The following is a 12,287-nucleotide window of genomic DNA, read 5'->3' on the forward strand; positions in this document are numbered from 1 at the left end:
CAGATCGTGGACGTCACGGCGTCGTGCGGCGGGTGATCAGTTCCAGCAGGCGGAGTACGGCCGCGTCGGCGTCCGGGCGGTGGACGGCGGAGAGCGCGGTCTCCAGGTAGGGCGAGGTCTCGCGCAGGGGGACGAAGGCGACCTCGGGGGCGTGGAAGTCACGGAGGCGTTCGGGCAGCAGGCTGACGCAGAGGCCGGACGCGACGTAGCTGAACAGGCCGGTGAGGTCGTCGGAGACGGCACGCGCGCGGGGGGTGAACCCCGCTTCGCGGCAGGCCAGTTGGACCTGGTGGGCGAGGACGGGCAACGCGGTCGCGTCCGGGAGGACGAAGTCCTCCTCGCGCAGGTCGGCCAGGGCGATCCCGGCGGACGCGGCCAGCGGATGGTCGTACGGCAGCGCCGCCGCGATGCGCTCCACCGCGAAGTCCCGGCTGACGAGGTCGGACGTCAGGGAGGACGGGTCCCGCAGGAACGCCAGGTCGAGCGTGCCGGAACGGATCATCTCGGTGAGGGTCGTGGGCGCGCCCTGGTGCAGGCGGACGCGGAGACCGGGCAGCTCCTTCGCCGTCGCCCGCAGGAGGCCGGGCAGGTAGTGGTGGCTGAGGATGCTCACGTATCCCACCCGGACGTCGCCCTCCAGGCCGGCGGCCACCCGCCGGACGCGTTCGATGGCGGCGGACTGCGCGTCGAGCAGGCGCCGCGCGTCCACGGTGAAGGCCTCGCCCGCCGCGGTCGGCGTGACACCGCCGGAACCGCGCTCGAACAGCCGTACCCCCAGCCCGCGCTCCAGGCGCTGGATGGACTGGCTGAGCGGCGGCTGGCTCATGCCCAGGCGTTCGGCCGCGCGGCCGAAATGCCGTTCGTCGGCGACCACCAGAAACTGCTCCAGAAGCCGCTTCGTCAGCGCAATATCCTCAAGCATATCAGTCATGACCTGATCATATATTGGACAGACCTGAGCCGGGAGGTGTCCACTGGTTTCCAGGGTGTTCCCGCGAGCAGCGCGAGACACGCCCCGCCCTCAGAACACCCGATACGGGAGAGGTCCCAGGAGGCCCTCATGCACAAGCAGGATGTCGCCCGGCTCTTCACCACCCCGGTGGACTCCCCGGCCTACGCACCCACCCGGTACCGCTTCACCGACCGCGAGTACCTCAACATCCACTACCGCTCCGACCTCGAAGTCCTGCGCCGCCTGGTGCCCGAGCCGCTGACGGTCACCGACCCGGTCGTCCGCTTCGAGGTGATGCGGATGCCCGACACCACGGGCCTGGGCGACTACACCGAGGCCGGCCAGCTCATCGCCGTGGAACACGAGGGTGTGCGGGGCGAGTTCAACCTCGCCATGTACGTGGACAGCGTGCCGGCGATCTCCAGCGGCCGGGAGTACAGCGCGTACCCGAAGAAGGGCGGCTCCCCCGCGCTCTACGTGGACTCCGACACGTTGGTCGGCACGCTCGACTACGGCACCCTGCGCGTGGCCACCGCCACCATGGGTTACAAGCACCACGCGCTGGACCCGGACGAGGCCCGCGCGGAGATCCGCTCACCCAACTTCATGATCAAGACGGTCCCGCACTACGACGGCACCCCGCGCATCTGCGAGCTGGTGCGCACCCGGATCACGGACGTCACCGTCAAGAGCGCCTTCACCGGACCGGCCCGCCTGGAGCTGTTCGCCCACGCCATGGCGCCGCTCGCCGACCTGCCGGTGCGCGAGATCGTCCGCGCCAGCCACATCGTCACCGACCTGACCCTCGATCCGGTCGAGCCGGTCTACGACTACCTCGCCGCCTGAGCCGCGAGCCGCCCCCTCCGAGAAAGCCGCGCAAGCATGAACCACACCCCCACTCCCACCCTGGCCCCCTACCGGCGTGCCGCGATCATCGGCGGCGGCGTGATCGGCGTCTCGTGGGCCGGTCTCCTCCTCGCCCGCGGTGTCGAGGTGGTCGTCAACGACCCCCGCGAGGACATCGAGGACCTCGTCCGCGCGGGCCTCGACGAGATCGCCCCGGCACTGGCCGACCTGGGCCTGCCCACCGGGAACCTGGCAGCCGGGCTCTCCTTCGAGGCCGACCTCGCCACCGCCGTGGCCGGGGTGGACGTCGTCCAGGAGAACGGCCCCGAGCGCCTTGAGCTGAAGCGGGAGATCTGGCGGACCGTCGAGGACGCGGCCCCGGCGCACGCGCTGCTGGCCACCTCGACCTCCAGCATCCCGGCCACCGCCATCGCCGCCGCGCTGCGCCGGCCCGAACGCCTCGTGGTGGGCCACCCCTTCAACCCGCCGCATCTGGTGCCGCTGGTGGAGGTCGTGCCGGGTGAGAAGACCTCCGAGGAGACAGTCGAAAGGGCCCGGGACTTCTACACCGCGCTCGGCAAGAAGCCGCAGGTCCTGCGCAAGGAGATGCCCGGTTTCGTCGCCAACCGCCTCCAGTCCGCGATGTTCCGCGAGTGCGTGTACCTCGTCGCGCAGGGGGTCGTGACCGAGCAGGAGCTGGACGAGATCGTCACCTCCTCCATCGGGCTGCGCTGGGCGGTCGCCGGTCCGTTCCGCACCTTCCACCTCGGCGGCGGGCCCGGCGGGCTGCCCCAGTTCATCGAGCACCTGGGCCGTGGCATGGAGCGCGACATGTGGCCCGCCCTGGGCCGTCCGTCCTTCGACGACGCCACCGTCGCCACCCTCACCGAGCAGGCGGACGACGCCTTCGGCGGCGCGAGCGTCGGGGACCTCGCCGCCGAACGCGACCGCGCCCAGATCACGCTGATGCGCGCCCTGCGCGAGACGCCGGACGACACGGCCACGGCCACCGACGGCGCCCGCGCCTGACCACGCCCCTTCCGACGGAGACGAGAAGCGAAGCAACCATGGACCGCACCGAGAAGACCCTCACCGAGAAGATCAGGAAGGCGATCGCCGCGCCGGCCACCGACGACGCGTTCGACGTCCACGCCGAGACCGAGCACGTCCTGCGGGACATCGGCCTCCAGCCGGGCGACACCGGCGGCCGCGTCACCTTCGAGGGCGCCGATCCGGTCGTACCGAGCACGCTGCGCCTGGGTGCCGCCTCCGGGATCGCGCTGGTCGCCAAGTCGGCGGCCGTGGCGGCGCTGTGGCGGGACCGGACCGGGCGCGGCCAGGACATCCACATGGACCTGCGCAAGGGCCCGCACCGCCTGTGCCCGTTCTACGAGCGCAAGTGGGAACTCCTGAACGGCTATCCCGGCGGCACGCCGTCGATCATCAACACGGCGTTCACCAACAACTTCTACCGCAGCGCGGACGGCCGTTGGATGATGCCGTTCAACATCTACCCCAACATCAAGATCGCCGCGCAGAGGCTGCTCGGGGTCGGTGAGGTTCCCGAGGACGTCGAGGCCGCCGTCGCGAAGTGGGACGCGCGGGAGCTGGAGCGGGCCGGGGCCGAGGCGGGGTGCGTGATGCCGATGGTGCGCACGCCGAGCGAGATCCTGGACGAGGAGCAGTACCGGCAGGTGCTCTCCGGGCTGCCGTTGGTGGAGATCACCCGCATCGGCGACAGCGAGCCCGAGCCGCTGCCGGCCGGCCCGACGGCCCCCTTCGACGGCGTACGCGCGCTGGGCATGGGCCACATCATCGCCGGCGCCGGCTGCGGCCGGGCCCTGGCGCTGCACGGGGCGGACGTGCTGAACCTGTGGCGGCCGAACGAGCTGGAGCACGACGTCACCTACAACACCACGGGTGTGGGCGTGCGTTCGGCCACGGTGAGTCCGTACACGACGGAGGGACTGGCCCGCGTCCACCGGCTCCAGTCCGAGGCGGACGTCTTCTACGCCAACCGGCGGCCCGGCTTCCTGGACCGTATCGGCCTGGGCGAGGCGGAGGCGATCGAGCGCCGTCCGGGCCTGGTCCACGCCACGGTGTCGCTGAACGGGCGGACCGGACCGTGGCGGGACTACCTGGGCTTCGACCAGACCGCCGGGGCCCTCACCGGCCTGCTGCACCTGGAGGGCGACGGCGACCGGCCGGCGCTGCCGCCCATCACCGTCGTCAACGACTACCTCGTCTCCTGGTTCCTGACGGCCGGCATCGCCGAGGCGCTGCGCCGCCGGGCCGTGCACGGCGGCAGCTACCGCGTCCACGTCTCGCTGTCCCGGGTCGCCCTGTGGATCCTCTCCATGGGCGTCTTCGACCAGGACTACGCGCGGCGGACGGCGGGCACGGGCGGGCCGCACGCCTACCCGGACCCCGAGCTGTTCACGGCCGACACCCCGCTCGGCCACTACCAGGGCATCACGGACCAGGTGCGGATGTCGGACACCCCTGGCGGCTACCGGCAGATCCTGGTGCCCCGGGGCTCTCAGCGGCCGGAGTGGCTGCCCACCGCCTGACCGCCCGTCCGCGGGCCGGCCGAAGCCCTGGCCGCCCCGCTCCGGTCGCCTTACGAGAACGTAGTGTGGAGCGCATGTCAGCCATCCGTCTCCTCGTCCTGGGCGCCGTGCGCCGGCATGGGCGGGCCCACGGCTATCAGGTACGCAACGACCTGGAGTACTGGGGCGCCCACGAGTGGTCCAACGCCAAGCCGGGGTCGATCTACCACGCCCTGAAACAGCTGGCGAAACAGGGGCTGCTGCACGCGCACGAGACCGCCCCGTCCACGGCCGGCGGACCGCCCCGGACCGAGTACGAGATGACGGCGAAGGGCACGGAGGAGTACTTCCGGCTGCTGCGGGACTCGCTGACCGCGTACGACCAGAAGCCTGACGCACTCGCCGCCGCGCTCGGCTTCATCGTCGACCTGGAGCGTGCGGAGGTGCTGGAGATGCTGCGCGACCGGGTGCGGACCATTCAGGAGTGGCGCAAGGCCGTCACCGAGTACTACACGCCGGCAGAGGGACCGGACCGGCTCGGGCACATCGGCGAGATCATGAACATGTGGGTCCACTCGGCGGACGCGGGTGCCGAGTGGACCGACGGGCTGATTCGTCGTCTGGAGGGCGGCGCGTACACCTTTGCCGGTGAGGGCGAGCCGTTCTCAGGGGTGCGCGCGGTGCTTGCGGAGGGCGAGCGGAACCCGTACGGGACCGGGGAGCGACATCCGGGGGACGAACTCTGAGTCCTGTCATCGGTCGCCCGGGCGGTACGTCCGTACGCGGGCTCGTGTAGTCAAGTTTGACTAATTCATCCCGCAGGCGTTAACTTGCCTCGGCGAACAGTAGTCAACCTTGACTACGCGGACCGGAGGAGACGCATGGCCGACGTGATCGACGTCGAGGGCGTACGGAAGCGATACGGGGACAAGGTCGCGCTGGACGGCCTGGACCTGCGGGTGGGAAGCGGCACGGTGCACGCCCTCCTCGGCCCGAACGGCGCGGGCAAATCGACGACGGTCCGCGTGCTGACCACACTGCTGCGGCCGGACTCGGGCCGCGTGTCGGTCGCCGGGTACGACGTGCTGACACAGGCCGACCGGGTGCGCACCCGGATCGGACTGCTCGGCCAGCACGCCGCGCTCGACGAGGAGCTCGGCGGCCGGCAGAACCTGGAGATGTTCGGCCGGCTCTTCCACCTCGGTGCCCGGCGGGCCCGTGCCCGCGCCGACGAGCTGCTGGCGCGGTTCGGCCTCACCGACACCGGCGACAAGCAGGTCAAGCGGTACAGCGGCGGCATGCGGCGACGGCTCGACCTCGCCGCCTCGCTGATCATCGAGCCGGAGGTGCTCTTCCTCGACGAACCGACCACCGGGCTGGACCCGCGCAGCCGCACCGAGGTCTGGTCCTCGGTGCACTCGCTGGTCGGCGGTGGCACCACGGTGCTGCTGACCACCCAGTACCTGGAGGAGGCCGACCAGCTCGCCGACCAGATCTCGGTGGTCGACCGGGGGCGGGTCATCGCCGACGGCACCGCCGACGAGCTGAAGGCCCGTACCGGCGGCGACCGCATCGACGTCGTCCTGCGCGACGCGTCCCAGCTGGCCGCCGCGGTGGCCCTGGTGCCGCTCGCCGCGGACGACGTCACGGTGGACGCCGACCGCCGGCGGTTCAGCGCGCCCGTGGCCGATCGTATGGGCGCGCTCACCCAGGTGGTCCGGGCACTGGAGTCGGCCGGCATCGAGGCAGAGGACATCGCGGTGCGCAGGCCGACCCTGGACGAGGTGTTCCTGCGGTTGACAGGACGTTCCGAAGAGGCCTCGGAACAAGACGCGGCCCGGGCCAGGGAGGCGGTGTGAGCGCGGTGAGCACGACGAGTACGCGTGAGAGCGGTGGCGGTGTCGCCTTCGCACTGAGCGACTCCTGGACCATGACCCGCCGGGAACTCGCCCACTGGGGCCGGCAGCCGGTGCAGGTGGCCGTCGGCGTGGTCTTCCCCGTGATGATCCTTCTGATGTTCGGCTACCTGATCGGTGGCGGCCGGAACGTCGGCGGCGACTACATCGACTACCTGGTGCCCGGAATCCTGGCGCTGACCATGGCCTTCGGCCTGGAGAGCACGGTCATCGCGGTCACGCAGGACCTCAACAAAGGCGTGATCGACAGGTTCCGCTCCATGCCGATGACCAACGGCGCTGTGCTGGTGGGCCGTTCGGCGGCGGACATGCTGCAGTCCGCGGTGAGTCTCGCCGTGATGATCGGTGTGGGGTATGCGATCGGCTGGCGGGCGCACACGTCGGCAGGCGGGTTCCTCGGCGCTGTGGGCCTCCTGCTGCTGTTCCGGTTCGCCATGCTGTGGATCGGTATCTACCTGGCTCTGCTGGCCGGGAAACCGGAGCTGGTGCAGGCCGTGCAGATTCTCGTGTGGCCGGTGGGCTTCCTGTCCAACGCCATCGCGAGCCCCGAGTCCATGCCGGACTGGCTGGGCACTGTGGTGCAGTGGAACCCCATGTCCCAGACCGCGACGGCGGTGCGGGACCTGTTCGGCAGCGTCGGCGGCGAGTCCGGGCACGTCTTGGCGGCCGTGCTCTGGCCGGTGGCCCTCTTCGCCCTGTTCTTCCCGCTGGCCCTGCGCCGCTTCGCCCGGCTCAGTCACTGAGCCCCCGTCGGCCCTCGCCGCCGACGGCCCGTCCCACCCCTGGGTCCCACCGGGGGCCGGCTCCACGCCGGCTCCCCGTGGTGAAACGCCGGTGGCCGCGTCCCTGCTCCCCGTCAGCGGACGCGGTCACCGCCGCGTCCGCCGCCGAACGCGGCGCTCCTGTCATCGGCGGACGGGAATCGAGTGAGGCTCCAGCTTCTTGGGTGAGGCTCGGTACCCGAGGACGCAAGCGAGGCTCAGGACTGTGAGGAATCCGATGAAACGGGTCGTGATTACCGGCATGGGCGTGGTCGCCCCGGGCGGCGTAGGCGCCAAGGCGTTCTGGGAGTTGCTCACGGCGGGCCGGACGGCCACCCGGGAGATCACCCTGTTCGATGCGGCACCGTACCGCTCCCGCATCGCCGCCGAGGCCGACTTCGACCCCGCCGAGCACGGGTTCGACCCGGCGGAAGCCGAACGGCTGGACCGGGCCGCTCAGTTCGCCCTCGTCGCCGCTCGCGAGGCCCTCGCGGACAGCGGAGTCCAGGACACGCTGGATCCGTCCCGCACCGGGGTGAGCCTGGGCAGCGCGGTCGGCTGCACCACCGGTCTGGACACCGAGTACGCCGTCGTCAGCAACAGCGGCCGGGACTGGGCCGTCGACCACGACCGGGCCGTGCCCCACCTCTACGACTACTTCGTGCCCAGCTCGCTGGCGGCCGAGGTGGCCCGGGCCGCCGGAGCCCAGGGTCCGGTGTCCCTGGTGTCCAACGGCTGCACCTCCGGCCTGGACGCGATCGGATATGCCGCCGAGCTGATCCGTGAGGGCAGCGCCGACGTCATGCTGACGGGGGCCACCGACGCGCCGATCTCGCCCATCACGGTCGCGTGCTTCGACGCGATCAAGGCGACCAGCCCGCGCAACGATGACCCGGCAACCGCGTCACGGCCCTTCGACCGGACCCGCAACGGCTTCGTCCTGGGCGAGGGTTCGGCGGTCCTGGTCCTGGAGGAGTTCGAACGGGCGCGCCGCCGAGGCGCACCGGTGTACGCCGAGATCTCCGGCTTCGCCAGCCGCAGCAACGCCTATCACATGACCGGACTACGAACCGACGGCCGCGAGATGGCCGAGGCGATCCGGGCGGCTCTCGACGAGGCGCGGCTCGACCGGACCGCCGTGGGTTACGTCAACGCGCATGGTTCGGGCACCCGGCAGAACGACCGGCACGAGACGGCCGCCTTGAAGCGCAGCCTCGGCAGCCACGCCCACGACGTCCCGGTCAGCTCCATCAAGTCGATGATCGGCCACTCACTGGGCGCGATCGGCTCGCTGGAGGTGGCCGCCAGCGCCCTGGCCATCACCCACCACACAGTGCCGCCGACGGCCAACCTGCACGAGCCCGATCCGGAGTGCGATCTGGACTACACCCCGAACACCGCCCGCGAGCAGCGCACCGACACCGTGCTCAGCGTCGGCAGCGGCTTCGGCGGCTTCCAGAGCGCCATCGTCCTGACCCGCCCCCGGCTCGCGGAGGCGGCGTGACGACGACCTCACCGGTGTGTGCTCCGTCCCCGTCGCCCGCCACCCGCCCCGGCACCGCTGTCGTCACCGGGATCGGCGTCGCCGCGCCCAACGGCTTCGGTACCGCGGCCTGGTGGGCGGCGGTACTGCGCGGGGAGAGTGGCATCGGCCCCATCACCCGGTTCGACGCTTCCGGCTATCCGGTGCGGCTGGCCGGCGAGGTCCCCGGCTTCGTGGCCGCCGACCACGTGTCCAGCCGGTTGCTGCCGCAGACCGACCGAGTGACCCGGCTGTCCCTGGCCGTCGCCCGGGAGGCCCTCGACGACGCCGGGGTCGACCCGGCCGGGCTGCCCGACTACGGCGCCGGGGTGGTCACCGCCAGTTCGGCGGGCGGCTTCGAGTTCGGGCAGCGCGAACTGCAGGCGCTGTGGAGCCGGGGCAGCCGTTATGTCAGCGCCTACCAGTCCTTCGCCTGGTTCTACGCCGTCAACACTGGCCAGATCTCCATCCGGCACGGCCTGCGGGGTCCCAGCGGTGCCGTCGTCTCCGAGCAGGCGGGCGGCCTCGACGCGGTCGCGCAGGCCCGGCGGCAGATCCGCCGGGGCACCCCGCTCATGATCACCGGGGGTGTCGATTCGGCATTGTGCCCCTGGGGGTGGGCGGCCCATCTGGCGGACGGCCGGCTGAGCACGGCGGACGACCCGGCTGTGGCGTTCCTGCCGTTCGACGCCGGGGCCCGTGGCCATGTGGTGGGCGAAGGTGGAGCGCTGTTCGTGCTGGAGGAAGCGGAGGCAGCCCGGGAGCGCGGCGCCGCGGTCTACGGATCGATCGCGGGCTGCGCGGCGACGTTCGACGCCGACGGCTCCGCGCACCTGGCCGACGCGGCTCGGCTCGCGCTGGCCGACGCCGGCGTGACACGGCACGACATCGACGTGGTCTTCGCGGACGCGGCGGGTGATCGTGCCGCGGACCGGGCGGAGGCCGCGGCGATCGCCGGTCTGTTCGGCCGCTTCGGAGTGCCGGTCACGGCGCCCAAGTCCATGGCGGGCCGGCTCCTGGCGGGCGGGGCCTCACTGGACCTGGCCGCGGCGTTGCTCGCCTTGCGGGACCAGGTGATCCCGCCGACCACCGGCACGAGACGCCCGGCCGACGACTGCCCCATCGACCTGGTGACCGGCGCCCCGCGCCGTGGTGTGCGCCTGCGCACCGCCCTGGTACTGGCCCGGGGCCAGGGTGGCTTCAACGCGGCCGCCGTGGTGAGCCGCGCGGACTGACCGGCCTTCCCGACGAGCGTGCCCGGCACGCGGAGAGACAGTGTGATGAAACATCTCGACCTGAGCGAACTGACGGCCCTGCTGCGCGAGTGCGCCGGACAGGAGGAAGGCGTCGACCTGGACGGCGACGTCCTGGACACCCCTTTCACCGACCTCGGCTACGACTCGCTGGCCATGCTCCAGACCACCGGACGCATCGAGCGCGACTACGAGGTGACGCTCGACGGGATCGTCGACGGCGCCGGGACCCCACACGCCTACCTGGACGCCGTCAACCGGGCCCTGGCGGCCCAGGAGGCGGCCTGACCGTGGCGACGACCAGCACACCGTGCGGCAGGACCCATCGAGAAGGGGCACGATGACCACCTCAAGCCGCCGGCACTTCGTCGCCGGCACGTTCACCGTCGGGGCCGCCGGGCTCCTCGGCACGGGGATGAGCGCTGCCCCGGCCGCGGCGGCCCGGACCCGCGCCCGTCCCGGGCCAGGTGGTACATCCGGCTCCACCGACATCACCCCGGGCGACCCCCGTTACGAGGAACTCGCCACCCGCGGCCGCAACAAGCGGTTCACGGCGCGCCCGAAGGCATTCCGCGTGGCCACGACCACCGAGGAGGTGGTCCGTGCCGTCGGCGAGGCCGCCCGCTCCGGTCGGCGGGTCGCGGTGCGCAGCGGCGGCCACTGCTACGAGAACTTCGTGGGTGACCCGGCCGTACGCCTCGTGATCGACCTGGGCGAGATGAACGCCGTCGCGTACGACCCGCGGATGCGTGCCGTCATGGTCGAGTCCGGTGCCCGCCTGATGGACGTGTACCGCAGGCTCCACGACGCCTGGGGGGTGACGCTGCCCGGCGGGGCCAGTGCCACCGTGGGCATCGGCGGCCACGTGGCGGGCGGCGGGTACGGGGCGCTGTCCCGGCGCTTCGGTGTCGCCGCCGACCATGTGTACGCCGTCGAGGTCGTCGTCGCCGATGCCGCGGGCCGGGCCCGTGCCGTGGTCGCCACCCGTGAGCCGGGGGACCCCCACCGCGACCTGTGGTGGGCGCACACGGGCGGTGGCGGGGGCAACTTCGGCGTGGTCACCCGCTACTGGTTCCGCTCCCCCGGTGCCGTCGGCGACGACCCCGCCACACTGCTTCCGCGTCCGCCCGCCGAGATCCTCTCCAGTGCGGTGATCTACCCGCGCGAGGGCATGACCCGGGCGGCCATGCGTCGGCTGGTCGGCAACTTCGGCCGCTGGCACGAACGCCACAGCGGCCCCGGATCCCCGTACGCCGGGCTGTACGGCGGACTGGTGCTGCTGAGCCGGCTGAGGGAGCGAGAGTCCGGCCAGAGCGCCGTCAGCTTCACTCATGTCGACGCCGGCCTGCCGAACGCCGAGCGGCTACTGCAACGCTACGTGGCGGCCGTGACGGAGGGCGTCGGCGTCACGCCGTACGTCCCCGGGACCGCCCGGCTCCCCTGGTTGACCGCCACGACCCAGCTCGCCGAGTCCCAGGACACCGAGAAGGGCCGTCAGAAGATCAAGTCGGCCTATCTGCGGCGTTCCCTGACGGGCCGGCAGATCGACACCCTGTTCACCCACCTCGACAGCGCCGACCACAGCAGCGAGGCGGCCAGCGTGTCGCTCCAGTCGTACGGCGGCCGGATCAACACCGTGCCGTCGTCGGACACCGCCACCGCGCACCGGGACGCGGTGGTGAACGTCATCTTCATGAACACCTGGCAGGACCCGAAGGCCGACGCCGAGAACATCGGCTGGCTGCGGCGCATGTACCGGGACGTGTTCGCCACGACCGGCGGCGTACCGGTGCCGGGGCGGGACGGAGCCGACGGCTGCTACATCAACTACCCGGACCTCGACATGGCGGATCCCTCGTGGAACACGTCGGGGGTGCCCTGGCACCACCTGTATTACAAGGACAACTACGCGCGACTCCGTCGGATCAAGTCCGTCTGGGACCCGGGCCAGGTGTTCGGGCACGACCTGGGGGTACGGCCCGTGTGACCGGTTCGGCGTACCGACGGGGAGGGGCGGCGCAGCGTGCGCCGCCCCTCCCCGGGCTGTCCGGACGCTCAGGAGGACACCCGTTCCAGGAGCGGGGTGTACAGCTCCGGGTCGCTGTCGCTCAAGGCGCGCAACGCGGCGCGGTGGGCGGCGAACTCCTTTTGCCGCAGGGCCTGGTGGAAGGACGTCTCGTCCTCCCAGTCGGCCACGTTGACGTAGTGGCCGGGTCGGTCCAGGTGGCGCAGCAGGCGGTGGCGGACGAAGCCCGGCCGGCTGGCGAAGAACGCCGAGGTGGCGGCGAAGGCGCGCTCGAACTCCGCTGTGGAGCCGGTGACTTCGAACCGGTTGATTAGTGTGATCACGGAGAGTTCCTTCTGTGGGACACCAGGAAGCACGGTCACCGTCCCAGGCGGCACTCGAACGACCGTGGAAGACGGCTGGGCCGAGCGACGCCGGGCGGAGGGTGGAAGGACGGGTGTGCGGCGACGCCGCGATGTGGAA

At 71.8% G+C, this 12,287-nt stretch carries 12 protein-coding genes; 10 read left to right on the top strand and 2 right to left on the bottom strand.

The features are described from left to right. Positions 1–13: 13 nt before the first annotated feature. The gene (locus NX794_RS13665) at positions 14–931 is read right to left on the bottom strand and encodes a LysR substrate-binding domain-containing protein (protein WP_258778760.1); all 918 of its coding nucleotides are present in this window, start codon (positions 929–931) and stop codon (positions 14–16) included. Positions 932–1,060: 129 nt separating this feature from the next. Between NX794_RS13665 and NX794_RS13670 the strand changes: the two genes are divergently transcribed. The 10 genes from NX794_RS13670 to NX794_RS13715 all read left to right on the top strand — a co-directional run bounded on the left by NX794_RS13670 (position 1,061) and on the right by NX794_RS13715 (position 11,786). Next, positions 1,061–1,798, top strand: a complete 738-nt coding sequence (locus NX794_RS13670; protein WP_258778761.1) for an acetoacetate decarboxylase — start codon at positions 1,061–1,063, stop codon at positions 1,796–1,798. A gap of 36 nt (positions 1,799–1,834) precedes the next feature. Further along, the gene (locus NX794_RS13675; protein WP_258778762.1) at positions 1,835–2,827 is read left to right on the top strand and encodes a 3-hydroxyacyl-CoA dehydrogenase family protein; all 993 of its coding nucleotides are present in this window, start codon (positions 1,835–1,837) and stop codon (positions 2,825–2,827) included. Positions 2,828–2,865: 38 nt separating this feature from the next. Beyond that, complete coding sequence (locus NX794_RS13680; protein WP_258778763.1) at positions 2,866–4,368, top strand: CoA transferase; 1,503 nt, start codon at positions 2,866–2,868, stop codon at positions 4,366–4,368. A 74-nt stretch (positions 4,369–4,442) separates the two neighbouring features. Then, positions 4,443–5,093 (top strand): PadR family transcriptional regulator, encoded by a 651-nt coding sequence (locus NX794_RS13685; protein WP_258778764.1) that lies wholly within the window; start codon positions 4,443–4,445, stop codon positions 5,091–5,093. A 135-nt stretch (positions 5,094–5,228) separates the two neighbouring features. Continuing rightward, positions 5,229–6,206 carry an ATP-binding cassette domain-containing protein gene (locus NX794_RS13690; RefSeq protein WP_258778765.1) on the top strand — a complete coding sequence of 326 codons (978 nt, stop codon included), beginning with the start codon at positions 5,229–5,231 and terminating at the stop codon, positions 6,204–6,206. Positions 6,207–6,277: 71 nt separating this feature from the next. After that, positions 6,278–7,006, top strand: a complete 729-nt coding sequence (locus tag NX794_RS13695) for an ABC transporter permease (protein ID WP_258778851.1) — start codon at positions 6,278–6,280, stop codon at positions 7,004–7,006. 256 nt (positions 7,007–7,262) lie between these two features. Then, entirely contained in the window at positions 7,263–8,528 is a 1,266-nt protein-coding gene (locus NX794_RS13700; RefSeq protein ID WP_258778766.1) for a beta-ketoacyl-[acyl-carrier-protein] synthase family protein, read from the top strand. Continuing rightward, positions 8,525–9,781 carry a beta-ketoacyl synthase N-terminal-like domain-containing protein gene (locus NX794_RS13705; RefSeq protein WP_428985898.1) on the top strand — a complete coding sequence of 419 codons (1,257 nt, stop codon included), beginning with the start codon at positions 8,525–8,527 and terminating at the stop codon, positions 9,779–9,781. The genes NX794_RS13700 and NX794_RS13705 overlap by 4 nt, the downstream gene beginning before the upstream one ends. Before the next feature lie 45 nt (positions 9,782–9,826). Next, positions 9,827–10,087, top strand: coding sequence for an acyl carrier protein (locus NX794_RS13710; RefSeq protein ID WP_258778767.1), 261 nt, complete (start codon positions 9,827–9,829; stop codon positions 10,085–10,087). A 52-nt stretch (positions 10,088–10,139) separates the two neighbouring features. Next, on the top strand, positions 10,140–11,786 hold the full coding sequence (locus NX794_RS13715) for an FAD-binding oxidoreductase (protein ID WP_258778768.1): 1,647 nt from the start codon (positions 10,140–10,142) through the stop codon (positions 11,784–11,786). Between the two features lie 68 nt (positions 11,787–11,854). Here NX794_RS13715 and NX794_RS13720 read toward each other — a convergent pair whose 3' ends face one another. Next, positions 11,855–12,148 (bottom strand): antibiotic biosynthesis monooxygenase family protein, encoded by a 294-nt coding sequence (locus NX794_RS13720; protein ID WP_258778769.1) that lies wholly within the window; start codon positions 12,146–12,148, stop codon positions 11,855–11,857. Between the last annotated feature and the right edge of the window lie 139 nt (positions 12,149–12,287).

This window comes from Streptomyces pyxinicus (genome assembly GCF_024753135.1).
Lineage (GTDB): Bacteria > Actinomycetota > Actinomycetes > Streptomycetales > Streptomycetaceae > Streptomyces > Streptomyces pyxinicus.